Here is a 22,763-nt window from a genome sequence, read left to right as displayed (position 1 = left end):
AAGTGAACGGCCTCTCCACCATCCTGATCGTCGTCGGTCTCTTCCTGCTCGGCGGCATCTACTCCTTCGCCAAGCAGAAGATGCCCGCGGGCCTCATCGTGCTGCTCTCCATCGGCGCCGCCATGTGTCTGGCGGCCGGTGTGCTGCGGCTGGACGTGTGGTCATGAGCGTCGGCAGCCCCAAGAAGGTCGTCGTCTTCGACTACGGCTTCGGCAACGTCCGCTCCGCCGAGCGCGCCCTCGCCCGGGTCGGCGCCGACGTCGAGATCACCCGCGACTACGAGCGCGCCATGAACGCCGACGGCCTCCTCGTCCCCGGCGTCGGCGCCTTCTCCGCCTGCATGGAGGGGCTCAAGGAGGCCCGCGGCGACTGGATCATCGGGCGCCGGCTCTCCGGCGGCCGCCCGGTCATGGGCATCTGCGTCGGCATGCAGATCCTCTTCGCCCGCGGCATCGAGCACGGCGTGGAGACCGAGGGGCTCGACGAGTGGCCCGGTTCGGTCGAGCCGCTGGACGCGCCGGTCGTGCCCCACATGGGCTGGAACACGGTCGACGCCCCCGAGGGAAGCGAGCTGTTCGCCGGCCTGGACGCCGACACCCGCTACTACTTCGTGCACTCCTACGGGGTGCGCGCGTGGGAGCTGGAGATCGGCAACCCGCACATCCGTGCCCCCAAGGTGACCTGGTCCACCCACGGCGAGCCGTTCGTCTCCGCGGTGGAGAACGGGGCCCTGTGGGCGACCCAGTTCCACCCCGAGAAGTCCGGCGACGCCGGCGCCCAGCTCCTCACCAACTGGATCGGAACCCTGTGACCAGCGCGCTCGAACTCCTCCCCGCCGTCGACGTCCGCGACGGCCAGGCCGTCCGGCTCGTGCACGGCGAGTCCGGCTCGGAGACCTCCTACGGCTCGCCCCTGGAGGCCGCCCTCGCGTGGCAGCGTTCCGGCGCCGAGTGGCTGCACCTGGTCGACCTGGACGCCGCCTTCGGCACCGGCGACAATCGGCGGCTGGTCCGCGAGGTCACCGAGGCGATGGACATCAAGGTCGAGCTCTCCGGCGGCATCCGCGACGACGCCTCGCTGGCCGCGGCGCTCGCCACCGGCTGCACCCGCGTCAACCTGGGCACCGCCGCCCTGGAGACGCCCGAGTGGGTCGCCAAGGTCATCGCCGAGCACGGCGACAAGATCGCCGTCGGCCTGGACGTGCGCGGCACGACCCTGCGCGGCCGCGGCTGGACCCGCGACGGCGGCGACCTGTACGAGACGCTGGCCCGCCTCGACTCCGAGGGCTGCGCCCGTTACGTGGTCACCGACATCGCCAAGGACGGCACCCTGGAGGGCCCCAACCTGGAGCTCCTGCGGAACGTCTGCGCGGCCACCGACAAGCCGGTCGTCGCCTCCGGCGGCGTCTCCTCCGTTGACGACCTGCGGGCCCTGTCCGGTCTGGTCCCGCTGGGCGTCGAGGGCGCGATCGTCGGCAAGGCGCTGTACGCGAAGGCGTTCACCCTGGAAGAGGCCCTGCGGGCGGTGGCCGCCGTATGAGCGACTCCGTGCGCAAGGTCGTGACCGGCGCCCCCTGGGAGGAGCAGTTCGGCTACTCCCGCGCGGTGGAGCTGCCGAACGGGACCGTGCTGGTCGCCGGCTGCACCTCCGTGGTCGGCGGCGCGATCGCCGACGGCGGTCCGTACGACCAGGCCGTCAACTCCTTCCATGTCGCCTTCGAGGCCCTGAAGCAGCTGGGTCTGGGCGCCGAGCACGTCGTCCGCACCCGCATGTACCTCACGCACGCGCGGGACGTGGACGAGGTCGGCCGGGCCCACAAGGAGCTCTTCGACGCCGTCCGCCCCGCGGCGTCCATGATCATCGTCTCCGGATTCGTCGACCCGCGTCTGGTCGTCGAGGTCGAGGTGGAGGCGTACCGCCCGGACGCCACCGAGGGAGGCGCCGCATGAGTCTCGCCGTACGCGTGATCCCCTGCCTGGACGTGGACAACGGCCGGGTCGTCAAGGGCGTCAACTTCCAGAACCTGCGGGACGCGGGCGACCCCGTCGAGATGGCCAAGCTGTACGACGCCGAGGGCGCCGACGAGCTCACCTTCCTCGACATCACCGCCTCCTCGGGCAACCGGGAGACCACCTACGACGTGGTGCGCCGCACCGCCGAGCAGGTCTTCATCCCGCTGACCGTCGGCGGCGGGGTCCGCTCCGCCGAGGACGTCGACAAGCTGCTGCGGGCCGGCGCGGACAAGGTGGGCGTCAACACGGCCGCCATCGCCCGCCCCGAGCTGATCCGTGAGATCGCCGAGCGCTTCGGCCGTCAGGTCCTCGTCCTGTCGGTGGACGCCCGCCGCACCGAGACGGGCTCCTTCGAGGTCACCACGCACGGCGGTCGCCGGGGGACCGGCATCGACGCCGTCGAGTGGGCGCACCGGGCCGCCGAGCTGGGCGCGGGGGAGATCCTGCTCAACTCGATGGACGCGGACGGCACGAAGGACGGCTACGACACCGAGATGATCGCGGCGGTGCGCAAGCACGTGACCGTGCCGGTGATCGCCTCCGGCGGCGCCGGCAAGCTGTCCGACTTCCCGCCGGCCATCGCGGCGGGCGCGGACGCGGTGCTCGCGGCCTCGGTCTTCCACTTCGGCGATCTGCGGATCGGCGAGGTCAAGCAGGCGCTGAAGGAGGCGGGCCACCAGGTCCGCTGAGCGCAGGCTGTACGGACGCAGGCTGTGCGGAGAGGCCCCCGGGTTCCGGGGGCCTTTTTCGCGCCCAGATGCACTGGATTATTTGCGCAAGATCCATTGCGCAAGTTTTCTTTCCTATCTAGAGTTCCTGACATGACCTCGTCGGAGAACCGCCGGATCACCGATCTCGGCACCCTCAAAGCCATCTCCCACCCGCTGCGGATGCGCCTCTACCGCGCCCTCTTCGTCGCCCGCACCGCCACCGCCTCGCAGCTCGCCGACCAGGTCGACGAGGCCGTCTCCCTCGTCAGCTACCACCTGCGCAAGCTGGCCGACCACGGTCTCATCGAAGAGGCCGCGAACCAGTCCGCCGACGGCCGCGAGCGCTGGTGGCAGCCCAGCTCCTACGGGTTCAGCATCCGCGAGGAGGACCTCCGGGGCGCGCCCGAACTCGCCGCCGCGACCGCCGCGTTCGGCCACACCGTCAACGCGCAGCGCACCGAGATGCACAGCCGCTTCCTCGACGAGCGGAACACCTGGCCCGAGGAGTGGCGCGCCGCCGCCCTGAGCTCCGAGTGGCTGCCCCGGCTCACCGCCGCCGAACTCGGCGCGCTCGGCGCGGAGCTCGACGCGGTCCTCAGGAAGTACGACGAGCGGGCCCGCGCCGCCGAGGCCGCGGGCGACACCGAGGGCCGCGAGAACGTCGCCGTCCACCTCTTCGGCTTCCCGTACCGGGGCTGAGCCGATGACCACCGCCACGGCCGCCGCCCCCGCCCCCGCGCGCCCCGCTCACCGCGACCCGAACGTCCTGCGCTGGGTCGGCGCCTACACCGCCTCCACGCTCGGCGACAGCATCTACTACCTCGCCCTGTCCTGGACCGTCGTCAGCACCGGCACCCCCACCCAGGCCGGACTCGTCATGGCCGTCAGCGCCGTGCCCCGCGCCCTGCTCATGCTCGGCGGGGGAGTGATCGCCGACCGCCTCGGCCCGCGCCGCGTCGTCATCGGCTCCGACGCCGTCCGCGGCCTCGTCGTCCTCGGCCTCGCCGCGACCCTCTTCCTCACCTCGCCCGGCCTGTGGGCGCTCGCCGCCGTCGCCCTCGTCTTCGGCACCGTCGACGCCCTGTTCCTGCCCGCGGTCGGCGCCCTGCCGCCGCGGATCGCCCCCACCGACCAGCTGGCCCGGATCCAGGGCCTGCGCGGCCTCGCGTACCGCTGCGGCGCCGTCCTCGGCGGCCCGCTCGGCGGCCTCGCGGTCGCCGTCGGCGGCCCGGCCACCGCCTTCGGGGCCGCCGGAGTGCTCTTCGCCCTCTCGATCCCCCTGCTGTGCGCGCTGCGGCTCCGCCCGCTCCCCGCCACCGACGAGGCCCGCGACGGCACCGCGCTGAGCGACCTCGCCGACGGACTGCGCTACCTGCGCGGGCACCGCGTCCTCGGCCCGCTCATGGTCATCGTGCTCCTCAGCGACCTCGGCTTCGCCGGCCCGCTCAACGTCGGCCTCGCCGTCCTCGCCGAGCAGCGCGACTGGGGCGCGTCCGGCATCGGCTGGATCCTCGCCGGCTTCGGCATCGGCGCGGGCGCCGCCTCACTGCTCCTGACGGTACGGGGCCACGTGCCGCGCGCCGGAGCCGTCAGCGGCTGGACCATGACCCTGGGCGCCGTCGCCATCGGCGCGCTCGCCTACGCGTCGCTCCTGCCCGTCGCGGTCGCCGTCGCCCTGGCCATCGGCCTGCTCGCCGGACTCTCCGGGGCGCTGTGCAACGCCCTCCTCCAGACCCACTGCGACCCCGCCTACCTGGGCCGCGTCACCGCCGTGGCCGGCCTCTGCTCCCTCGGCCTCGCCCCGCTCAGCTACCCGCTCACGGGCGCGGCGATCGGCCTGTGGGGCATCGGCCCGGTGTACGTCGTGAGCGCGTCCGTCTGCGCCCTCTCGGGGGTCTACGGTCTCGTCGTCCCGGCGGTCCGCAAGGCCGAGCTGCCCACGTAGCGGCCAGGGAGCCGGGCCGGCAGCCGTCGCTCAGATCCCCAGCTGCTTCGTCTCGTGCAGCCGGTCCACCGCGTCCTGCTCGCCCTCCACGGCCACCTTCGCCACGTCCTGGCGGCCGAACAGGAACATCGTCAGCTCGCCCGGCTCCCCGGAGACCGTCACCACCGGGGTGCCCTTGTGCGCGACCGTCGTCTGCCCGTTCGGGCGGCGGAGCACCAGGCCGACCGGGGCCTTGCGGCCGAGCAGCCGGGCGGTCTTCTCCAGGCGCGACCAGAGCGCGTCGGAGAAGACCGGGTCGAGTACGCGCGCCGACCACTCCGGCTGCGCCCGGCGCACGTCCTCGGCGTGGACGTAGAACTCCACCACGTTCGCGCCCTCGTCCACCTGCTTGATCGTGAACGGCGAGAGCCGCGGCGGACCCGTACGGATCAGCTGGACCAGCTCCTCGTACGGCTTCTCGGCGAACTCCGCCTGCACCCGCTCCAGCCTGGCCTTCAGCACCGGCACCACCGAACCGGCCGCCGCGTCCGGACGGCGCTCGCGCACCACCACATGGGCCGCCAGGTCCCGGGTCCGCCACCCCTCGCAGAGCGTGGGGGCGTCCGGACCGGCCGCCTCCAACAGGTCGGCGAGCAGAAGGCGTTCACGCTTGGCATGGGTCGACATGCTCGCCAGGGTACGGCGGCGCCCGCCGGTCCGCCCAGTGGACGCACCGCCGGACATCCCCGCCGGGCGCGGCAGAATGGCGGTATGAGCAGCACGCCCCGCACCCCCAGCGACCTCGACCCGGCCATCGCCGCCCGCCTCAAGCGGAGCGAGGACGGTCTGATCCCCGCCATCGCCCAGCAGTACGACACCGGCGAGGTGCTCATGCTCGGCTGGATGGACGACGAGGCCCTGCACCGCACCCTCACCACCGGCCGCTGCACCTACTGGTCCCGCAGCCGCCAGGAGTACTGGGTCAAGGGCGACACCTCCGGTCACGTCCAGCACGTCAAGTCCGTCGCGCTCGACTGCGACGCCGACACCCTGCTGGTCACGGTCGACCAGGTCGGCGCGGCCTGCCACACCGGGGCCCGGACCTGCTTCGACGCCGACGTCCTCCTCGCGGCCGAGTAGGGTCTGGCGCCATGGATCTCGAGCACTTCCGCAAGCTGGCGGCCGACCGCCGCGTCATCCCCGTCAGCCGCAGGCTCCTCGCGGACGGCGACACCCCGGTCGGGCTCTACCGCAAGCTGGCCGCCGAACGCCCCGGCACCTTCCTCCTCGAATCCGCGGAGAACGGGCGCAGCTGGTCCCGCTACTCCTTCATCGGGGTCCGCAGCGACGCGACCCTGACCGTCGAGGACGGCGAGGCCCACTGGCTCGGCACCCCGCCGGTCGGCGTCCCCGTCGACGGCGACCCGCTGGCCGCCCTCAAGGCGACCGTCGAGACCCTGCACACCCCCCGCGACCTGGCGGGCGGCATGCCCCCGTTCACCGGCGGCATGGTCGGCTACCTCGGCTACGACATCGTCCGCCGCCTGGAGCGCATCGGCGAGCACGGCGGCGACGACCTCCGGCTGCCCGAGCTCACCATGCTGCTCACCAGCGACCTCGCCGTCCTCGACCACTGGGACGGCACGGTCCTGCTGATCGCCAACGCGATCAACCACAACGACCTGGAGACCGGCGTCGACGAGGCGTACGCGGACGCCGTCGCCCGCCTCGACGCGATGGAGGCCGACCTGGCCCGCCCGGTCGCCACCGTCCCCGCCGCCCTGCCCGCCTCCGCGCTCCCCGAGTTCTCCGCCCTGTGGGGCGGCCCGGCCTACCAGGACGCCGTCGAGGACATCAAGGAGCGCATCCGGGCCGGAGAGGCCTTCCAGGTGGTGCCCTCGCAGCGCTTCGAGACGCCGTGCGCCGCCACCGCCCTGGACGTGTACCGGGTCCTGCGGGCCACCAACCCCTCCCCGTACATGTACCTCTTCCGCTTCGAGAACGGCTTCGACGTCGTCGGCTCCTCGCCCGAGGCGCTGGTCAAGGTCGAGGACGGGCGGGCGATGGTCCACCCCATCGCCGGCACCCGGCACCGCGGCGCCACCCCGCAGGAGGACCACGACCTCGCCGAGGAACTGCTCGCCGACCCCAAGGAGCGCGCCGAGCACCTCATGCTCGTCGACCTCGGCCGCAACGACCTCGGCAGGGTCTGCGAGCCGGGTTCCGTCGAGGTCGTCGACTTCATGTCGATCGAGCGGTACTCGCACGTCATGCACATCGTCTCCACCGTGACCGGCCGGGTCGCCGAGGGGAAGACCGCCTTCGACGTGCTCACCGCCTGCTTCCCCGCCGGCACCCTCTCCGGCGCGCCCAAGCCCCGCGCGATGCAGATCATCGAGGAGCTCGAACCCACCCGGCGCGGCCTGTACGGCGGATGTGTCGGGTATCTCGATTTCGCCGGGGACTCCGACACGGCCATCGCCATCCGCACCGCGCTGCTGCGCGACGGCACCGCGTACGTGCAGGCGGGCGCCGGTGTCGTCGCCGACTCCGACCCGGTCGCCGAGGACAACGAGTGCCGCAACAAAGCCGCGGCGGTGCTCCGCGCCGTCCACACGGCCAACCGGATGACCACGACCGGATGAACGCACGGGGAGCCGGTAGGGGATAGTGGGGTACGTGAGTGCCGTACCCGTACCCCAGCCCCGAGCCGCCCGCACGGGCGGCGCCGCCTCTTCCTCCGGCGCCCGCCGCAGCCTGGCCGCGGCCCTCCTGCTCGGCGCCCTCGGCGCCACCGTCGTGCTGCTCTCCGCGGGCCAGATCTGGGCCGAGGGGACCGCGGCCGTCGGCGGCGGAGCCGTCCCCGTGCACGCCGACGGCGGCGCCGTCACCGGCGTGCCGACCGCGCTCGCGATCGTCGGCCTCGCCGCGCTCGTCGCCGTCTTCGCCGTCCGCCGCACCGGTCGCGCCCTGGTCGCCGCCCTGCTCGCCCTCAGCGGCGCGGGCGCGGCCCTCGCCGCCGTCCTCGGCGCCTCCGACAGCGCCGCCCTGGACGCCGAGGCGGCCCGTATCAGCGGCAACACCGCCGCCGTCGTCGGCGGCCTCAGCCACACCGTCTGGCCGTACGTGACCGCTGCCGGCGCCGTCCTCATCCTGGCCGCCGGGCTCTTCGCCCTGCGCTACGGCAAGACCTGGCCCGCCATGGGCGGCCGCTACGAGCGCACCGGCGCCCCCCGCGCGACGCGACGCGCCGCGACCGCCGATCCGGACCGGCCCGAGGACCTGTGGAAGGCCCTCGACCGCGGCGAGGACCCCACCCACGGCGACTGACGGCCGGACCGCGAGCGCGACGCGTGATCGTTCGGGCACCCCGATTCATCTCCGCGCCCCCATGTGCGGAAGAATGAGGCGTCACCACCGAGCAACATCGACGAGGAGCAACTCATGGCGGGCAGCGCCCACGGACACACCCCGGCCGCCTGGACCGGTGTCATCATCTCGTTCATCGGCTTCTGCATCGCCGGAGTCTTCATGGTGGCCGCCAACATCCCCGGCTTCTGGGGCGGCATCGGAGTCATCGTCCTCGGCGGCATCGTCGGTGGCGTGATGAAGGTCGCGGGCCTCGGCATGCCGAAGCAGTCGGCCGCCGTCGTCGCCGCCCGTGAGGCCGCCACCGAGAGCATCAAGGCGCGCGCCTGACACCCCGAGGTCACTCCGATGGCGCAGTCCCGCGACGCGGGGCTGCGCCATCGCGCGTCCCGGGCGAGAATCACCGGGTGGACGCGAAGCCGACGGCGGCAGCCGAGACCGAACCCGTACGGGCCCCCTGGGCGCCGCCGCCCGGCCCGTACACCCCCGCCGTGCCGCCCAAGCCCCTCGCCCGACGGCTGCTCGCCCCGCTCGGCGCCCTCACCGGGGTCGCCGCGGCCTTCGCGTACGTCGGCACGGTCGACCCCAACGAACCCGGCCACTACCCCGTCTGCCCACTGCTCCGCTTCACCGGCCTCTACTGCCCCGGCTGCGGCGGTCTGCGCAGCGCCCACGCCTTCGTCCACGGCGACCTCGGCGCCGCCTTCGGCGCGAACGCCCTGGCCGTCGTCGGCTACGGCGTCTTCGCGGTCGTCATGACCGTCTGGCTGATTCGAGCCGTCAAGGGCGTCCCGATGCGCCTCGCGGTCTCCCCCGTCCTCTGGTGGGGCATCGGGGCCGTCCTGGCCCTTTTCACCCTGGTGCGGAACCTTCCGTTCGGCTCCGCGCTGGCCCCCTGAAGTCCCAGCAGGTGGGACGCGTCCCGAACCGATGCGGGTCCGGGGCCCACCTGCGGATACCATCGACTTGGCTGAACACTGTTCCCCGGCGTTCATCAACACCGTCACCGTCCCGGAAGGGGGCCTCTCGCGTGAGTGTGCTCGACGAGATCATCGAAGGCGTGCGCGCCGACCTCGCAGAGCGGCAGGCGCGGGTCTCCCTCGACGAGCTCAAGGAGCGCGCCGCCAAGGCGCCGCAGGCCAAGGACGGCGTCGCCGCACTGCGCGGGGACAGCGTCAAGGTGATCTGCGAGGTCAAGCGCTCCAGCCCGTCCAAGGGCGCACTCGCCGCCATCGCCGACCCGGCCGCGCTCGCCGCGGACTACGAAGAGGGCGGCGCCGCCGTCATCTCCGTCCTCACCGAGCAGCGCCGCTTCGGCGGCTCCCTCGCCGACCTGGAGGCCGTCCGCGCCCGGGTCGGCATCCCCGTGCTGCGCAAGGACTTCATCGTCACCGCGTACCAGCTGTGGGAAGCGCGGGCGTACGGAGCGGATCTCGCCCTCCTCATCGTCGCCGCCCTGGAGCAGGAGGCCCTGGTCTCCCTCATCGAGCGGGCCGAGTCCATCGGCTTGACCCCGCTCGTCGAGGTCCACGACGAGGACGAGGTCGAGCGGGCCGTCGAGGCCGGCGCCCGGATCATCGGCGTCAACGCGCGCAACCTGAAGACCCTCCAGGTCGACCGCACCACCTTCGAGCGCGTCGGCCCCGAGATCCCGGACCACATCGTCAAGATCGCCGAGTCCGGCGTCCGCGGCCCGCACGACCTGATCGCGTACGCCAACGCCGGCGCCGACGCGGTCCTGGTCGGCGAGTCGCTCGTCACCGGCCGCGACCCGAAGGCCGCCGTCGCCGACCTCGTCGCCGCCGGCGCCCACCCGGCCCTGCGCCACGGCCGGAGCTGACCCGGCCATGACCGTCCGCCGCGCCGCCACGCCGGAAGCACCGTCGGCGCGCCGTACCCGTCTCCGCACCGCCGCCGCGACCGCCCACGCCCCGCTGGCCCGGGGCTGCCGGCCGCGCGGCTGCCGCGCACCCGCCCGCCGTGTCCACGGCCGCCGGGTCCGGTACGTCATCGGCGACGAGCCCGGCCAGGTCAACGGCATGCGATGGCGCCCGCGCCCAGCGCGCACCGCGACCCACACCACCAACACGTAACCACCCCCGCACCGGCACGGGGCGGCGCCCCCGCCACCCCAACCCGTCGCGAACCGCCACCCAACCCCTCGCGAACCCCCGCGTGGGCAACCGCCCCGAGCCCACCCCCACGTGGGCAACCGCCCTCGCCCACCCCCCGTGTGGGCAATCGTCCCGCAGGGCGGGACGGGTGGGCACACGGGACGGCGCCCTCTGCGGCGCCTCCGCTCCCAGCGCCTGGACCCTCACCACGAGGGTCCTGCACCAAGGGGGCTGGGCTACAGGCGCTGGAGCCTAGGCCCGGCAAGGGGCGCCGTTCCGTTGTGCCCACCCTCCCCCAGACTTCGTCCGGGGGGACCCCCAGCCCCAGCGGAACGAATGCCCACAACGGGGGGGCGGCGGTCCGCGACGGGCGGGGCGGCGGCCCATAGCGGGCGGTGGCTCGTGTTGGGGGGTGGTGGGTGGGGGCGCGCGCATACGGTGGCCATCATCAGCACGCGTATCAGGAGCAACCGCATGTCCAGCGAGTTCTTCATCCCAGACCCGGACGGTCAGATCCCCTCCCCCGAGGGCTACTTCGGCGCCTACGGCGGCAAGTTCATCCCCGAGGCCCTCGTCGCCGCAGTCGACGAGGTCGCGGTCGAGTACGACAAGGCCAAGGCCGACCCCGAGTTCGCCCGCGAGCTCAACGACCTGATGGTCAACTACACCGGCCGCCCCAGCGCCCTGACGGAGGTCCCGCGCTTCGCCGAGCACGCCGGCGGCGCCCGCGTCTTCCTCAAGCGCGAGGACCTCAACCACACCGGCTCGCACAAGATCAACAACGTGCTGGGCCAGGCCCTCCTCACCAAGCGCATGGGCAAGACCCGCGTCATCGCGGAGACCGGCGCCGGCCAGCACGGCGTCGCCACCGCCACCGCCTGCGCCCTGTTCGGCCTCGACTGCACCATCTACATGGGCGAGATCGACACCCAGCGCCAGGCCCTCAACGTGGCCCGCATGCGCATGCTCGGCGCCGAGGTCATCGCGGTGAAGTCCGGCAGCCGCACCCTCAAGGACGCCATCAACGAGGCGTTCCGCGACTGGGTCGCCAACGTCGACAACACCCACTACCTCTTCGGCACCGTCGCGGGCCCGCACCCCTTCCCCGCCATGGTCCGCGACTTCCACCGCGTCATCGGCGTCGAGGCCCGCCGCCAGATCCTGGAGCGCGCCGGCCGCCTGCCCGACGCGGCCGTCGCCTGCGTCGGCGGCGGTTCCAACGCCATCGGCCTCTTCCACGCCTTCGTCCCGGACGCCTCCGTCCGGCTGATCGGCTGCGAGCCGGCCGGCCACGGCGTCGAGACCGGCGAGCACGCGGCCACCCTGACCGCGGGCGAGCCCGGCATCCTGCACGGCTCCCGCTCCTACGTCCTCCAGGACGACGAGGGTCAGATCACCGAGCCGTACTCGATCTCCGCCGGACTCGACTACCCCGGCATCGGGCCCGAGCACGCCTATCTCAAGGACAGCGGCCGGGGCGAGTACCGCGCCGTCACCGACGACGCCGCCATGCAGGCCCTGCGCCTGCTCTCCCGTACCGAGGGCATCATCCCGGCCATCGAGTCGGCGCACGCCCTCGCCGGGGCGCTGGAGATCGGCAAGGAGCTCGGCAAGGACGCGCTGCTCCTCGTCAACCTCTCCGGGCGCGGCGACAAGGACATGGACACCGCGGCCCGCTACTTCGGGCTGTACGACAACGGAGCCGAGGGGGTCGCCAAGTGACCGGGAACATTCAGCTGCTCAGCGACACCCTGGCCAAGGCCAAGGCGGAGAACCGGGCCGCGCTCATCGCCTACCTCCCGGCCGGGTTCCCGACCGTGGACGGCGGCATCGCCGCCATCAAGGCCGTCTTCGACGGCGGTGCCGACGTCGTCGAGGTCGGTCTGCCGCACAGCGACCCGGTCCTCGACGGCCCGGTCATCCAGACCGCCGACGACATCGCCCTGCGCGGCGGCGTCAAGATCGCCGACGTCATGCGCACGGTGAAGGAGGCCCACGAGGCCACCGGCAAGCCGGTCCTCGTCATGACCTACTGGAACCCCATCGACCGCTACGGCGTCGAGCGCTTCACCGAGGAGCTTGCCGCGGCCGGCGGCGCGGGCTGCATCCTGCCCGACCTGCCGGTCCAGGAGTCCGCCCTCTGGCGTGAGCACGCCGACAAGCACGGTCTCGCCACCGTCTTCGTCGTCGCGCCCAGCAGCAAGGACGAGCGGCTCGCCACGATCACCGCGGCCGGCTCCGGCTTCGTCTACGCCGCCTCCCTCATGGGGGTCACCGGCACCCGAGAGTCGGTCGGCGAGCAGGCCTCCGACCTCGTCCGCCGCACCCGGGCCACCTCCGACCTGCCCGTCTGCGTCGGACTCGGCGTCTCGAACGCGCGCCAGGCGAAGGAGGTCGCCGGCTTCGCCGACGGCGTCATCGTCGGCTCCGCCTTCGTGCGGCGGATCCTCGACGCCGACGGCGACGAGAGCGCCGGACTGGACGCCGTAAGGGAACTGGCGGCCGAACTCGCCGAAGGCGTGCGCCGCACCCCGTAACCCATACGGGTGGATTCCGGACCGGGGAGGCACGGTGGTGCCTCCCCGGTTCGTTGCTGTGGGCGTGAGCGAGAAGAACAGTGGCGGTACCCAGAGCGCGCGGGAGCGCCTCCAACAGCAGCGTCAGCGTGACAAGGCCCGCGAGAAGCAGCGGCGCGTCCTCATCGTGTCGGCGGCGGTCGTCGGCGTCCTCGGCCTGGCCGCGGTCGTCGGAGTGATCGCCGCCAACAGCGGCGGCAAGGACAGCTCCGACAAGGCCGGCCCCGTGGTCGCCCCCACCGGGGCCATCGGCGGCGACAAGCCGGCCATCCCCCAGGGCAGGCAGGACGCCCCGTCGACGCTCGCGGTCTGGGAGGACTTCCGCTGCCCGGCCTGCGCCCAGTTCGAGAACTTCTTCCGGGACACCGTCCACGAGCTGGAGGCCTCGGGCGCCGTCAAGGCCGAGTACCACCTCGCCACCCTCATCGACGGGAACATGGGCGGCAGCGGCTCCCTGCGCGCCGCCAACGCGGCGTCCTGCGCGCAGGACGCCGGGAAGTTCACGAAGTACCACGACGTGCTCTACATCAACCAGCCGCAGGAGACCGACGACGCCTACGCGAAGAACAGCAGGCTCATCGAGCTCGCCGCGAAGGTCCCCGGACTCGACACCCCCGCCTTCCGCAGCTGCGTCGAGGACGGCACGCACGACGCCTGGGTGAAGAAGTCGAACGACGCCTTCAAGGCCAGCGAGTTCACCGGCACGCCGTCCGTCCTGCTCAACGGCGAATCGATCTTCCCCTCGAAGGGGAACGAGCAGATCTCCCCGGAGAACCTGAAGAAGTGGGTCGCCGAGGCCAACAAGGGCAAGAAGGCCGGCACCGCCTCCCCGGCCGCCGGATCCGCCACCCGCTGACCTCGTCCGTCGCGGTAGTTACGGAGAAGTTGCCGGGCTGGCTGCCGCACGGCCCGCCCGGCAGGGTAGCGTCGGACCTGCCATGGACCTTGCCTACATTCCCAGCCCGTCGACCGGCGTGATCCACCTCGGACCGATCCCGCTGCGCGGCTATGCCTTCTGCATCATCATCGGTGTCTTCGTCGCCGTCTGGCTCGGCAACAAGCGCTGGATCGCCCGGGGCGGCACTGCCGGCACCGTGGCCGACATCGCCGTCTGGGCCGTGCCCTTCGGCCTTGTCGGCGGCCGGCTCTACCACGTGATCACCGACTACCAGCTGTACTTCAGCGAGGGTGAGAACTGGGTCGACGCCTTCAAGATCTGGGAGGGCGGCCTCGGCATCTGGGGCGCCATCGCGCTCGGTGCCGTCGGCGCCTGGATCGGCTGCCGCCGCCGCGGCATCCCGCTCCCGGCGTACGCGGACGCCATCGCGCCCGGTATCGCCCTCGCCCAGGCCATCGGCCGCTGGGGCAACTGGTTCAACCAGGAGCTCTACGGCAAGCCGACCGACCTGCCCTGGGCGCTGAAGATCACCGCGGGCCCCAACCGCGAAGCCGGCCTGTACCACCCGACCTTCCTCTACGAGTCGCTGTGGTGCGTCGGTGTCGCGCTCCTGGTCATCTGGGCGGACCGCCGCTTCAAGCTGGGCCACGGCCGCGCCTTCGCGCTGTACGTCGCGGCGTACTGCGCGGGCCGCGTCTGGACCGAGTACCTGCGCGTCGACGAGGCGCACCACATCCTCGGCCTGCGGCTGAACGTCTGGACGGCGATCATCGTCTTCGTCCTCGCGGTCGTCTACATCGTGATCTCGGCGAAGATCCGCCCGGGCCGCGAGGAGATCGTGGAGCCGAAGGCGAAGAAGGACGAGAACGACGAGAAGGCCGAGAAGGCCGCGAAGGCCGACGACGCCGACAAGGGCGATGACGTCGCCGGTGAGAAGGCGGACGGCGGCGACAAGGCCCCCGACGGCGACTCCGGCCCGGACGACGTCCTCGCGAAGGACGCCGCCGCCGACGAGGCTCCGCAGGGCAAGGCGGGCAGGACGCCGGAAGGCGAGCCCTCCGACGCTCCGGCCGAGGACGCCGCCGCGAAGGACGGCGTGGACAACGGCGCCGGCGCGGGCGGGCGCTGACCCGGCCGCACGCACACGGCGAAGGGCCGTCGGGACCATCCGGTCCCGGCGGCCCTTCCGCTTTTTCCGGGCGCCCCGCCCTCAGACCGCACGGGCCGCGAGGGTCAGGACGCGGCGGGCGCCCTCGACCACCGCCGCGTCCACGAAGCGTCCGTCGGGAAGGGCGAGCGCCCCCTCCTCGGTCTCCGCCGCCTTCACGACCTCCTCGGCCGCGGCGATCTCGTCGGGCGTGGGGAGGTAGGCCCGGGCGATGACGGGGAGCTGGCGGGGGTGGATCGCGGCCCTGCCGAGGAACCCCATGGCGCGGCCCCGCGCGCATCCCGCGGCGAGCGCGTCCAGGTCGCGGATGTCCGGGTGGACCGACTGGACCGGCGGCGGGAGCGCGGCCGCGCGGGCGGCGACCACGATCCGGCCGCGCGGCCAGTCGAGACCGCCGTCCTCCCGTACGCCCAGATCGGCGCGCAGGTCCGCCTCGCCGAGGGCGATGCCGTGGACCGAGGGGTGGGCGGCGGCGATGGCGTACGCGCGCTCCACGGCCAGGGCGTTCTCCAGGAGCGCGTAGAGCGGGAGGCCCTGGGCGAGTTCGGCGATCCGGGTGATGTCAGTGGGGTGTGTCACCTTGGGAACACGGAGAGCGACGAGGCCGGGGAGGGGTGCCAGTGCGGGGATGTCGCGGGGCGAGTGGATGCGGACGTGGATCGGTACGGGGTGGGGTTCGGCGAGCAGTTCGGCGGTGGCGGCCAGGGCGTAGGCCCTGCGGTCCGGGGCCACCGAGTCCTCCAGGTCGACGATGACGACATCGGCCCCGGAGGCCAGGGCCTTGCGGACCACGGAGGGGCGGTCGCCGGGGGCGTAGAGCCAGGTGAGGGGGACGGGCGGGGTGGCCTGCCGGGCGCGCCGGGTGAGTTCGGTGTGCCCGGCGGGGCCCGTCATACGGCTCCCTCCTCGCGCAGGGCGTCGATCTCGGCGTCGCTGAGGCCCAGCTCGGTGAGGAGTTCGGTGGTGTCGGCGCCGTGCCGGCGGCCGGCCCAGCGGATTCCGCCGGGGGTCTCGGAGAGCCGGAAGAGGACGTTCTGCATGCGGAGCGGGCCGAGTTCGGGGTCCGGGACCTCGGTGACGGTGCCGAGCGCCTGGAACTGGGGGTCGGCGAGCACGTCCCGGACGTCGTAGACCGGGGCGATGGCGGCCTCCGCCTTCTCGAACGCGGCCATGGCCTCGTCGCGGGTGTGGCGGGCGATCCAGGAGCCGACGGCCTCGTCGAGGAGCTCCGCGTGCGCGGCCCGGCCGGTGCCGTCGGCGAACCAGGGCTCGTCGATCAGCTCCGGGCGGCCGACCAGGCGCAGTACGCGTTCGGCGATGGACTGGGCGGAGGTGGAGACGGCGACCCAGGACCCGTCGGCGGTCCGATAGGTGTTGCGCGGGGCGTTGTTGCGGGAGCGGTTGCCGGTGCGGGGCTGGACATAGCCGAGCTGGTCGTACCAGAGGGGGTGGGGTCCGATGACGGAGAGCATCGGTTCGATGATGGCCATGTCGACGACCTGGCCGCGGCCGGTGGTGGTCCTGGCGGTGAGCGCCGTCATCACCGCGTACGCGGTGGCGAGGGCGGCGATCGAGTCGGCGAGGCCGAAGGGCGGCAGGGTCGGCGGGCCGTCGGGTTCGCCGGTGATGGCGGCGAAGCCGCTCATCGCCTCGGCGAGGGTGCCGAAGCCCGGCCGGTGGGCGTACGGGCCGAACTGGCCGAAGCCGGTGACCCGGGCGAGCACGAGGCGCGGATTGACGGTGGACAGCTCGTCCCAGCCGAGGTCCCAGCGCTCCAGGGTGCCGGGGCGGAAGTTCTCCACGATCACGTCGGCGTCGGCGGCGAGCCGCAGCAGGGTGTCGCGGCCGCCGGGGGTGGACAGGTCGAGGGTCATCGTCCGCTTGTTGCGGCCGAGGACCTTCCACCACAGACCGACCCCGTCCTTCGCCGGGCCGTGGCCGCGCGAGGGGTCGGGCCGGCGGGGGTGCTCGATCTTGACCACGTCGGCGCCGAAGTCGCCGAGCATCATCGCGGCGAGCGGGCCGGCGAAGAGAGTGGCGAGGTCGAGGACGCGCAGTCCGCGCAGGGGAGGGGCGGGGACGGTGGAGGCGGGCGGGTCGGTGGCGGTCATGCGCGCTCGGCCTCCGGTGCGCCGGCCGCCGCGTCGATCTCGGAGCGGTACGGCATCGAGGTGGACGCGCCGGGGCGTTGGACGGAGAGCGCGGCGGCGGCCGACGCCCAGGCGAGCGCCTCCGGCGCGGGCCGGCCCTCGGTGAGGGCGACGGCCAGCGCGCCGACGAAGGTGTCGCCCGCGGCGGTGGTGTCGACGGCCCGGACGCGGGCCGCGGGCACGGTGACCGGTTCGGCGCCGCGCGCGGCGTACAGGCAGCCGCTGGCGCCGAGGGTGATCACCACCTCGGGGACGAAGCGCAGCAGCGCCTGAGCGGCGGCGTGCGGTTCGGTGTGACCGGTGAGGGCGGCGGCCTCGTGCTCGTTGGGCACCAACAGGTCCGTGGAGGCGAGGAGTTCGGGGGGCAGGGAGCGGGCGGGGGCGGGGGTGAGGACCGTGCGCACGCCGAGCCCACGGGCGGTGCGGGCGCCCTCGACGACGACGGGGAGGGGGAGTTCGAGCTGGAGGAGCAGGGCGTCGGCGGTGCCGATCAGGGCCTCGTCGCCGTGGCTGAGGGAGGTGACGGTGCCGTTGGCGCCGGGGACGACGACGATCGCGTTGCCGCCCTCGTCGTCGACGACGATGTGCGCGGTGCCGGAGGGGCCCTCGACGGTGCGCAGCAGGTCGGTGTCGACGCCGCTGTGGTCGAGCGCGGACCGGAGCCGGGCGCCGAAGTCGTCGGCGCCGACCGCGCCGATCATCGACACCTCGGCACCGGCCCGGGCGGCGGCCACGGCCTGGTTGGCGCCCTTGCCGCCGGGGACGGTGCGGAACTCGCGGCCGGTCACGGTCTCGCCGCGGGCGGGGGCCCTGGGCACATAGGCCACGAGGTCCATGTTCGTGCTGCCGAGCACGACGATGCTGGTCATGGGCGTACGGCCTCCGAGTGTGTCAGTGCGGCCAGGGTGTCGAAGCCGATGCCGTCGAAGGACGGCACCGAGGTGGAGAGGCGGTTCTGGAGGGGGGAGGTCCAGTGGGCGGGGAGCCGGTCCGGCCGGCCGGCGAGGAGACCGGCGACGGAGCCGGCCGTGGCGCCGTTGGAGTCGGTGTCCCAGCCGCCGGAGACGGCCGCGCAGACGGAGCGCGTGAAGTCGCCGTCGGCGTGGGTGAGGGCGGCGGCGAGCAGCGCGGCGTTGGGGACGGCATGCACCCAGTGATACCCGCCGTACCGGGCGTGGAGCCGGTCCACGACCGAGTCGAACGCGTCCGGCGTCCGGGCGCCGCGGGCGGCGGTGATGCCGTACCGGACCGCCTCGGCCAGCCGTGACTCCGGCGGTACGACGGCCAGTCCGGACGCCAGGGCCTCGTGCACGTCGGCGGTGCCGGTGGCGGCGGTCGCGAGGGTGGCGGCGACGAACAGGGCGCCGTACACGCCGTTGCCGGTGTGGGTGAGCACCGCGTCCCGGTGCGCCTGGCGGGCGGCGGCGGCCGGGTCCCCGGGGTGGGTCCAGCCGTGCACGTCGGCGCGGATCTGGGCGCCGATCCACTCCCGGAACGGGTTGCGGCGGGAGGCGGTGAGAGGGGGTTCGACGCCGTCGAGCAGATTGCGGTAGGCGATCCGCTCGGCGGTGAAGGTACGGCCGGCCGGCAGCTCGTCGAGCCACAGCCGGGCGACGTCGGCGGTGCTGAAGTCACGGCCGTGACGGCGCAGCAGGAGCAGCGCCAGGAGGGGGTAGTTGAGGTCGTCGTCCTCGGGCATCCCGGCGATGTTCTCCGCGAGGGAGGTGGGGGCGGAGCGCCGGTTCCACGGGTGCGCGGCGAGCAGGGCGGGGGGCACGCCGCGGGCGGTGAACCAGTCGGCGAGCGGCCAGTTGCCGGCGGCGCGGGCGAGGGCCCGGATCGCGTCCAGGGGCAGCTTCTCGACGGGCTTCCCGAGCAGACAGCCGACGGCCCGTCCGAGCCAGGCGGCGTGCAGGCGGGGGAGGAGCGCGAGGTGGGTGCCGCCGGGAGCGCCCGGCGGCTGTCCCGGGCCGTCCGGCCAGTCCGGGCAGGCTGCCACGATGGCGGTGAGAGTGGTCGGTTCGCGGGTGGCCAGGGGGGAGGGGAGTGCGGACAGGGCGTCCAGGATCTCCTCGGCCAGGGGGCGTAGTTCCGGGCGGGTGCCGGGGGAGGCTCCGGCTGTCGTCGGGGCCGGGGGGCCGCCGGCCGCGTACCAGCGGGCGGCGAGTTCCGTGGCGTCGCGCCCGTCCTCCGCGGCCTGGCGCAGCTCGTGCCCGACCAGGTCCTCGGGCTGCACCCACGTCAGCCGCAGCGGCTCCTCCGCCGCCCCGGCGGGCGGCCGGGTCCGGGACGGTGCCCCGGCTTCGGCGGTCGTCATCGGGCCGAGCCCGTCAGGGCCGCGTAGGCCGACTCGTGGGCGCGGCGGCGTGCGGTGTCACGGGTGTGGACCTCGCGGGAGACCGCGGCGAGGGCGCGCGCCGGGGCGTGCAGGTCGAGGCGGCTGGCCTCCGCCACCCGCTTCGCCCACTCCGCGGGGATCACCGACTCGCCGCCCAGCGCGCCGCTGATCGCGCCCGCCATCGTGGCGATCGAGTCGCAGTCCCGCCCGTAGTTGACCGCGCCCAGGACCGTACGCCGGTAGTCGCCCGCGCCGACGAGCAGCATGCCGAGGGCGACGGGCAGTTCCTCGATCGCGTGGACGCGGGAGGGGCGGCGGGCGTCGAGGGAGGGGGCGCGGTAGTCGGGGCCGACGGAGTCGTACGGGGCGACCGCGCGGCGCAGCGGATCGAGCGCGGACTCGAAGTCCCGGTACGCCCCGGCGACTTCGGCGACCGCGCGGATCGCCGCGCGGGTGCCGTCCTTGGCGAGCGCCAGCGCCGTGTCGACGACCGAGCGCGGGGTGGCGCCCGGGACGCAGGCCGCGGCGACCGCCGCCGCGAAGACACCGGCCGCCTCCCGGCCGTACGAGGACTGGTGGGCGCCCGCCAGGTCGAGCGCCTCGGCGTAGGCACCCGCCGGGTTCGCCGCGTTCACCAGGCCGACCGGCGCCATGTACATCGCGGCGCCGCAGTTGACGATGTTGCCGGTCCCCGCCTCGCGCGGGTCGGCGTGCGCGTAGTGGAGCCGGGTCACGATCCACTTCTCGGCGAGGAACACCCGCTGGAGGGGCAGGGCCTCCGCCTCCAGCTCGGGGATCCACACGGGGCGGCCCATGAGTTCGGGGACCAGGTGCTCGGCGACCGCGTACGCGTCGAGGTGGTCGCGGACCTTCTCGTACACCCTGATCAGGGCGTGCGTCATCAAGGTGTCGTCGGTGACGTGCCCGTCGCCCTTGTGGTACGGCGCGAGGGGGCGCGCCGTACGCCAGGCCTCGCCGTTCCACGGGCCGACGATGCCGGTGACGCGGCCGTCGTGGCGTTCCAGGATCTGGGCGGGCGTATAGCCCTCGACGGGGCCGCCGAGGGCGTCGCCGACGGCGGCACCGATGAGGCTGCCGGTGATCCGGTCATCCAGAGTGGGTGTCATGTCGGAATTGTCCACCCCGGTAGGCCGGTTCCGTGGCTCCGAGGAGACCGGCGAGTTCCACCAGGTCGGTGCCCGCGAGCCGGGGCAGCGCACAGCCCGCGAGCGTACGGCAGGCCTCCCGCCAGGTCGCCGGGACCGAACCGCCGCCGCCCAGCGCGCCGGTGAGCGCGCCCACGAGCGCCGGAGCCGAGTCGGCGACCCGCGACAGACAGGCCGCGGCCGGTACGGCCACGGCGATCTCACCGCGCGCGGCGACGGTCAGCGCGAGCGCGACCGGCACCGTCTCGGCGGCGGCGATGCCGTAGCTGTACACGTGGTCGACGATCCGGTGCTCCAGGAGCGGGACGAGCTCGAACGCGGAGGCGGTGGTGCGGGCCAGTTCGACGGCGTACCGGCCGTTGCGGCCGATCTCGGTGGCGGGCGGCAGCTGCGCCAGGGCCGCCGCCACGGTCTCGTCGGGCGAGGCCCCGCCGAGGGCCGCCGCCGTGGCCGCCGCCATCGCCCGGGCGCCGTGCACGCCGTCGCCGTCCTGGGTGTACCGGGCGTCGAACTCGGCGAGTTCGGCGGCGGCGGCCGGGTCGCCGGGGTGCACCAGGGCGAGCACGGCGGCCCGTACACAGGCCGCGTCGTCGAAGTAGTGCGGGTTGTCGTGGCCCGTGGCGGGCGGACGGAGACCGGCGGCGAGGTTGCCGAGACCGGCCCGGACCGAGATCCGGGCCCGGAGGGGGAGGACGGCCGACTCGACCTCGGGGGCGCGGTCGGCGGCGGCGGCGACCTGCCCGGCGAGCGCGTTCCAGGCCATGTCGACGGCGGCGCGCAGGCGGCGCTCGGGGGGCAGGGCATCGAAGAGCGGGCCCGCCGAGGCGAGCAGGGCCTCGGCGGTGAACACCGCCCACTCGGCGTCGTCGGAGGGGCCGAGGCGGAGGGGTTCGGGGGGCTGGTTGAGGGCGATGGGAACGGGGAGGGTGGTCGTGGCGTTCTGCTCCGCGAAGGTGTCGAGTTCGCGGGTGAGGCGGCGGGTCCATTCGGGCATGCGGGCCGCTCGGTGGCGGGCCGCGGGCCAGCCGGCGGCATCGCCTGCGGCGAGGCCCAGGAGAAGGCCTTCGATGGCGTCGGGGCGTCTTGCCTTGGTGCGGGGGGCGGTGCGGCGGGTGCCCAGGACGGGGGCGCGTCGGGTGCGGCGGCGTCCTGGGGGCGGGCTCTCGGAGGCGGGGGCGGGGGCCGAGGCCGGGTCCGGGGAGGCGGTCTCCGCCGTCGTGGGCTGTGCCCAGCCTCCCCCGGGCTCCGTCCGGGGGGACCCCCCTCGCCCTGCGGAACGATCGCCCACAGCCGCTGCGGCAGAGGCGACCGTCGTGTCTCCGCTCATCAAGCCTCCTCCTCCGGTGTCAGCAAGTCCGCGATGTCCAGTACGTGGTAGCCCCGCATCGAGGGCAGGCAGCTGCCGGTGACCGGGGTGATGGCGGTGGACCATTCCTCCGGGATGGCGGTGAGGCCGCCCGACGCGCCGGCCAGGGCGCCTGCGACCGCAGCCGTCGTGTCGGCGTCGCGGCCCATGTTGACGGCGGTCAGGACCGCCGTGCGGAAGTCTCCGCGGGCGGCGGCGAAGGCGCCGAAGGCGAGGGCGACGGCCTCGGGGGCCAGGTCCGTCCAGGGGTAGCCGCCGATGACGACCGCCGAGCGGACCGTGCGCTCGCGGGTCAGCGGGTCGGGCTGGACGCGCTGGGCCGCGACCACCGCGCGGCGCATCGAACGGGCCGTCCAGGAGTCCATCGGGACGACCGACAGGGCCGCCGCGATCACCGAGGTGACCGAGGCGCCGCCCATCGCCGCCGCGACGCCCGCGGCGACGGCCTGGCCGCCGTAGATGCCCTCGCCCTCGTGGCTGACGCTCCCGTCGATGGCGACCAGCCGGGCCGCCTCGGCGGGGCGGCCCGCCGCGAAGACCCCGAAGGGCGCGGCCCGCATGGCGAGGCCGTCGCTCCAGGCGTGCCGGTGCTGGGCGGAGATGGGGGCGGCCAGGCCCCGGCGCAGGTTCTCCAGGGTGCCGCGTTCGGAGAAGCCGGCGCCGCGGAACGGGCCCTCGTCGAGGTCGGCGATCCAGTGGTGCCAGGCCCGTTCGACGTGGGCGACGGTCAGCGCCGAACCGTGCCGGGCGAGCAGCAGGCCGGAGAAGACGGCGTACTCGGTGTCGTCCGTGCCCGCCGGACGGTCCGTCACGAAGCCCTCGATCCGGCCCCACCGGCGCCGGATCTCCGAGGGGCGCAGATTCTCGGCGGGCGCGCCGAGCGCGTCGCCCACCGCGAGTCCGAGCAGCGCGCCCCTCGCGCGCTCCCGGACGTCGCACACCGTCTCGCCGATCATGTTCGCTCCCCTTCCG

General features: G+C 74.1%; 26 protein-coding genes. 18 read left to right on the top strand and 8 right to left on the bottom strand.

Translation table 11 applies throughout. The features are described 5' to 3' along the window. Positions 1 to 2: 2 nt before the first annotated feature. From ACZ3ZE_RS01315 to ACZ3ZE_RS01285, 7 genes are all read left to right on the top strand, one after another. The gene (locus ACZ3ZE_RS01315) at positions 3 to 167 is read left to right on the top strand and encodes a hypothetical protein (protein ID WP_329419812.1); all 165 of its coding nucleotides are present in this window, start codon (positions 3 to 5) and stop codon (positions 165 to 167) included. Continuing rightward, the gene (hisH, locus tag ACZ3ZE_RS01310; RefSeq protein ID WP_361623659.1) at positions 164 to 811 is read left to right on the top strand and encodes an imidazole glycerol phosphate synthase subunit HisH; all 648 of its coding nucleotides are present in this window, start codon (positions 164 to 166) and stop codon (positions 809 to 811) included. The genes ACZ3ZE_RS01315 and hisH overlap by 4 nt, the downstream gene beginning before the upstream one ends. After that, the gene (priA, locus tag ACZ3ZE_RS01305; protein ID WP_361164141.1) at positions 808 to 1,539 is read left to right on the top strand and encodes a bifunctional 1-(5-phosphoribosyl)-5-((5-phosphoribosylamino)methylideneamino)imidazole-4-carboxamide isomerase/phosphoribosylanthranilate isomerase PriA; all 732 of its coding nucleotides are present in this window, start codon (positions 808 to 810) and stop codon (positions 1,537 to 1,539) included. The genes hisH and priA overlap by 4 nt, the downstream gene beginning before the upstream one ends. Further along, positions 1,536 to 1,949: a RidA family protein gene (locus tag ACZ3ZE_RS01300; RefSeq protein WP_467256966.1), complete on the top strand. Its 414-nt coding sequence runs from the start codon at positions 1,536 to 1,538 to the stop codon at positions 1,947 to 1,949. The genes priA and ACZ3ZE_RS01300 overlap by 4 nt, the downstream gene beginning before the upstream one ends. Next, complete coding sequence (gene hisF, locus ACZ3ZE_RS01295) at positions 1,946 to 2,701, top strand: imidazole glycerol phosphate synthase subunit HisF (RefSeq protein WP_351659751.1); 756 nt, start codon at positions 1,946 to 1,948, stop codon at positions 2,699 to 2,701. The genes ACZ3ZE_RS01300 and hisF overlap by 4 nt, the downstream gene beginning before the upstream one ends. A 132-nt stretch (positions 2,702 to 2,833) precedes the next feature. After that, positions 2,834 to 3,421 carry a winged helix-turn-helix domain-containing protein gene (locus tag ACZ3ZE_RS01290; protein WP_467256964.1) on the top strand — a complete coding sequence of 196 codons (588 nt, stop codon included), beginning with the start codon at positions 2,834 to 2,836 and terminating at the stop codon, positions 3,419 to 3,421. 4 nt (positions 3,422 to 3,425) lie between these two features. Continuing rightward, on the top strand, positions 3,426 to 4,667 hold the full coding sequence (locus tag ACZ3ZE_RS01285) for an MFS transporter (RefSeq protein ID WP_361164147.1): 1,242 nt from the start codon (positions 3,426 to 3,428) through the stop codon (positions 4,665 to 4,667). Positions 4,668 to 4,697: 30 nt separating this feature from the next. Here ACZ3ZE_RS01285 and ACZ3ZE_RS01280 read toward each other — a convergent pair whose 3' ends face one another. Then, positions 4,698 to 5,333: a TIGR03085 family metal-binding protein gene (locus ACZ3ZE_RS01280; RefSeq protein ID WP_361164149.1), complete on the bottom strand. Its 636-nt coding sequence runs from the start codon at positions 5,331 to 5,333 to the stop codon at positions 4,698 to 4,700. Between the two features lie 84 nt (positions 5,334 to 5,417). Between ACZ3ZE_RS01280 and hisI the strand changes: the two genes are divergently transcribed. The 11 genes from hisI to lgt all read left to right on the top strand — a co-directional run bounded on the left by hisI (position 5,418) and on the right by lgt (position 14,732). After that, a complete protein-coding gene (gene hisI, locus ACZ3ZE_RS01275) occupies positions 5,418 to 5,786 on the top strand; it encodes a phosphoribosyl-AMP cyclohydrolase (protein WP_361164151.1) in 369 nt (122 codons plus the stop codon). 11 nt (positions 5,787 to 5,797) lie between these two features. Beyond that, positions 5,798 to 7,291, top strand: coding sequence for an anthranilate synthase component I (locus ACZ3ZE_RS01270; protein ID WP_361164153.1), 1,494 nt, complete (start codon positions 5,798 to 5,800; stop codon positions 7,289 to 7,291). A gap of 25 nt (positions 7,292 to 7,316) precedes the next feature. Further along, a complete protein-coding gene (locus tag ACZ3ZE_RS01265; RefSeq protein ID WP_361623671.1) occupies positions 7,317 to 7,976 on the top strand; it encodes a TIGR02234 family membrane protein in 660 nt (219 codons plus the stop codon). A 114-nt stretch (positions 7,977 to 8,090) separates the two neighbouring features. Next, positions 8,091 to 8,345 carry an HGxxPAAW family protein gene (locus ACZ3ZE_RS01260; protein WP_361164157.1) on the top strand — a complete coding sequence of 85 codons (255 nt, stop codon included), beginning with the start codon at positions 8,091 to 8,093 and terminating at the stop codon, positions 8,343 to 8,345. Positions 8,346 to 8,422: 77 nt separating this feature from the next. After that, the gene (locus ACZ3ZE_RS01255) at positions 8,423 to 8,914 is read left to right on the top strand and encodes a DUF2752 domain-containing protein (protein ID WP_442304626.1); all 492 of its coding nucleotides are present in this window, start codon (positions 8,423 to 8,425) and stop codon (positions 8,912 to 8,914) included. 131 nt (positions 8,915 to 9,045) lie between these two features. Further along, positions 9,046 to 9,855 carry an indole-3-glycerol phosphate synthase TrpC gene (trpC, locus tag ACZ3ZE_RS01250; protein WP_361164159.1) on the top strand — a complete coding sequence of 270 codons (810 nt, stop codon included), beginning with the start codon at positions 9,046 to 9,048 and terminating at the stop codon, positions 9,853 to 9,855. A gap of 7 nt (positions 9,856 to 9,862) precedes the next feature. After that, the gene (trpM, locus tag ACZ3ZE_RS01245; protein ID WP_442304627.1) at positions 9,863 to 10,108 is read left to right on the top strand and encodes a tryptophan biosynthesis modulator TrpM; all 246 of its coding nucleotides are present in this window, start codon (positions 9,863 to 9,865) and stop codon (positions 10,106 to 10,108) included. Between the two features lie 495 nt (positions 10,109 to 10,603). After that, positions 10,604 to 11,851 (top strand): tryptophan synthase subunit beta, encoded by a 1,248-nt coding sequence (trpB, locus tag ACZ3ZE_RS01240; protein WP_467256962.1) that lies wholly within the window; start codon positions 10,604 to 10,606, stop codon positions 11,849 to 11,851. Beyond that, positions 11,848 to 12,666 carry a tryptophan synthase subunit alpha gene (gene trpA / locus ACZ3ZE_RS01235; RefSeq protein WP_361164165.1) on the top strand — a complete coding sequence of 273 codons (819 nt, stop codon included), beginning with the start codon at positions 11,848 to 11,850 and terminating at the stop codon, positions 12,664 to 12,666. The genes trpB and trpA overlap by 4 nt, the downstream gene beginning before the upstream one ends. A gap of 64 nt (positions 12,667 to 12,730) precedes the next feature. After that, positions 12,731 to 13,561: a DsbA family protein gene (locus ACZ3ZE_RS01230; RefSeq protein WP_467256960.1), complete on the top strand. Its 831-nt coding sequence runs from the start codon at positions 12,731 to 12,733 to the stop codon at positions 13,559 to 13,561. Positions 13,562 to 13,643: 82 nt separating this feature from the next. Then, positions 13,644 to 14,732 (top strand): prolipoprotein diacylglyceryl transferase, encoded by a 1,089-nt coding sequence (gene lgt, locus ACZ3ZE_RS01225; protein ID WP_467256958.1) that lies wholly within the window; start codon positions 13,644 to 13,646, stop codon positions 14,730 to 14,732. An 81-nt stretch (positions 14,733 to 14,813) separates the two neighbouring features. Here the strand turns inward: lgt and ACZ3ZE_RS01220 are convergent, their stop codons facing one another. Genes ACZ3ZE_RS01220 through ACZ3ZE_RS01190 form a run of 7 tightly spaced genes read right to left on the bottom strand, consistent with a single transcriptional unit; the run spans position 14,814 to position 22,747 of the window. Next, a complete protein-coding gene (locus tag ACZ3ZE_RS01220; RefSeq protein ID WP_361623680.1) occupies positions 14,814 to 15,665 on the bottom strand; it encodes an HpcH/HpaI aldolase/citrate lyase family protein in 852 nt (283 codons plus the stop codon). Further along, positions 15,662 to 16,882: a CaiB/BaiF CoA transferase family protein gene (locus ACZ3ZE_RS01215; protein ID WP_363291113.1), complete on the bottom strand. Its 1,221-nt coding sequence runs from the start codon at positions 16,880 to 16,882 to the stop codon at positions 15,662 to 15,664. The genes ACZ3ZE_RS01220 and ACZ3ZE_RS01215 overlap by 4 nt, the downstream gene beginning before the upstream one ends. Continuing rightward, a complete protein-coding gene (rbsK, locus tag ACZ3ZE_RS01210) occupies positions 16,879 to 17,790 on the bottom strand; it encodes a ribokinase (protein ID WP_361164175.1) in 912 nt (303 codons plus the stop codon). The genes ACZ3ZE_RS01215 and rbsK overlap by 4 nt, the downstream gene beginning before the upstream one ends. Then, complete coding sequence (locus ACZ3ZE_RS01205; RefSeq protein WP_467256956.1) at positions 17,787 to 19,238, bottom strand: ADP-ribosylglycohydrolase family protein; 1,452 nt, start codon at positions 19,236 to 19,238, stop codon at positions 17,787 to 17,789. Before ACZ3ZE_RS01205 ends, rbsK begins: the two co-directional genes overlap by 4 nt. Continuing rightward, the gene (locus ACZ3ZE_RS01200; RefSeq protein ID WP_467256954.1) at positions 19,235 to 20,386 is read right to left on the bottom strand and encodes an ADP-ribosylglycohydrolase family protein; all 1,152 of its coding nucleotides are present in this window, start codon (positions 20,384 to 20,386) and stop codon (positions 19,235 to 19,237) included. Before ACZ3ZE_RS01200 ends, ACZ3ZE_RS01205 begins: the two co-directional genes overlap by 4 nt. Continuing rightward, positions 20,367 to 21,752: an ADP-ribosylglycohydrolase family protein gene (locus ACZ3ZE_RS01195; RefSeq protein WP_467256952.1), complete on the bottom strand. Its 1,386-nt coding sequence runs from the start codon at positions 21,750 to 21,752 to the stop codon at positions 20,367 to 20,369. Before ACZ3ZE_RS01195 ends, ACZ3ZE_RS01200 begins: the two co-directional genes overlap by 20 nt. Next, positions 21,752 to 22,747, bottom strand: a complete 996-nt coding sequence (locus ACZ3ZE_RS01190; RefSeq protein WP_467256951.1) for an ADP-ribosylglycohydrolase family protein — start codon at positions 22,745 to 22,747, stop codon at positions 21,752 to 21,754. Before ACZ3ZE_RS01190 ends, ACZ3ZE_RS01195 begins: the two co-directional genes overlap by 1 nt. Positions 22,748 to 22,763: the final 16 nt, after the last annotated feature.

The organism is Streptomyces sp. NPDC023157, assembly GCF_055560575.1.
The sequence above is the reverse complement of the archived record's forward strand: the minus strand, read 5'-3'. Positions and strand labels throughout refer to the sequence as shown.

What these genes read in the sequence shown, in the direction of transcription:
- hisH (WP_361623659.1), top strand. Translation starts at nt 164, where the DNA reads ATGAGCGTCGGCAGCCCCAAGAAGGTCGTCGTCTTCGACTACGGCTTC.
- ACZ3ZE_RS01300 (WP_467256966.1), top strand. Translation starts at nt 1,536, where the DNA reads ATGAGCGACTCCGTGCGCAAGGTCGTGACCGGCGCCCCCTGGGAGGAG.
- hisF (WP_351659751.1), top strand. Translation starts at nt 1,946, where the DNA reads ATGAGTCTCGCCGTACGCGTGATCCCCTGCCTGGACGTGGACAACGGC.
- ACZ3ZE_RS01290 (WP_467256964.1), top strand. Translation starts at nt 2,834, where the DNA reads ATGACCTCGTCGGAGAACCGCCGGATCACCGATCTCGGCACCCTCAAA.
- ACZ3ZE_RS01285 (WP_361164147.1), top strand. Translation starts at nt 3,426, where the DNA reads ATGACCACCGCCACGGCCGCCGCCCCCGCCCCCGCGCGCCCCGCTCAC.
- ACZ3ZE_RS01280 (WP_361164149.1), bottom strand. Translation starts at nt 5,333, where the DNA reads ATGTCGACCCATGCCAAGCGTGAACGCCTTCTGCTCGCCGACCTGTTG.
- hisI (WP_361164151.1), top strand. Translation starts at nt 5,418, where the DNA reads ATGAGCAGCACGCCCCGCACCCCCAGCGACCTCGACCCGGCCATCGCC.
- ACZ3ZE_RS01270 (WP_361164153.1), top strand. Translation starts at nt 5,798, where the DNA reads ATGGATCTCGAGCACTTCCGCAAGCTGGCGGCCGACCGCCGCGTCATC.
- ACZ3ZE_RS01260 (WP_361164157.1), top strand. Translation starts at nt 8,091, where the DNA reads ATGGCGGGCAGCGCCCACGGACACACCCCGGCCGCCTGGACCGGTGTC.
- trpM (WP_442304627.1), top strand. Translation starts at nt 9,863, where the DNA reads ATGACCGTCCGCCGCGCCGCCACGCCGGAAGCACCGTCGGCGCGCCGT.
- trpB (WP_467256962.1), top strand. Translation starts at nt 10,604, where the DNA reads ATGTCCAGCGAGTTCTTCATCCCAGACCCGGACGGTCAGATCCCCTCC.
- lgt (WP_467256958.1), top strand. Translation starts at nt 13,644, where the DNA reads ATGGACCTTGCCTACATTCCCAGCCCGTCGACCGGCGTGATCCACCTC.
- ACZ3ZE_RS01220 (WP_361623680.1), bottom strand. Translation starts at nt 15,665, where the DNA reads ATGACGGGCCCCGCCGGGCACACCGAACTCACCCGGCGCGCCCGGCAG.
- ACZ3ZE_RS01215 (WP_363291113.1), bottom strand. Translation starts at nt 16,882, where the DNA reads ATGACCGCCACCGACCCGCCCGCCTCCACCGTCCCCGCCCCTCCCCTG.
- rbsK (WP_361164175.1), bottom strand. Translation starts at nt 17,790, where the DNA reads ATGACCAGCATCGTCGTGCTCGGCAGCACGAACATGGACCTCGTGGCC.
- ACZ3ZE_RS01205 (WP_467256956.1), bottom strand. Translation starts at nt 19,238, where the DNA reads ATGACGACCGCCGAAGCCGGGGCACCGTCCCGGACCCGGCCGCCCGCC.
- ACZ3ZE_RS01200 (WP_467256954.1), bottom strand. Translation starts at nt 20,386, where the DNA reads ATGACACCCACTCTGGATGACCGGATCACCGGCAGCCTCATCGGTGCC.
- ACZ3ZE_RS01195 (WP_467256952.1), bottom strand. Translation starts at nt 21,752, where the DNA reads ATGAGCGGAGACACGACGGTCGCCTCTGCCGCAGCGGCTGTGGGCGAT.
- ACZ3ZE_RS01190 (WP_467256951.1), bottom strand. Translation starts at nt 22,747, where the DNA reads ATGATCGGCGAGACGGTGTGCGACGTCCGGGAGCGCGCGAGGGGCGCG.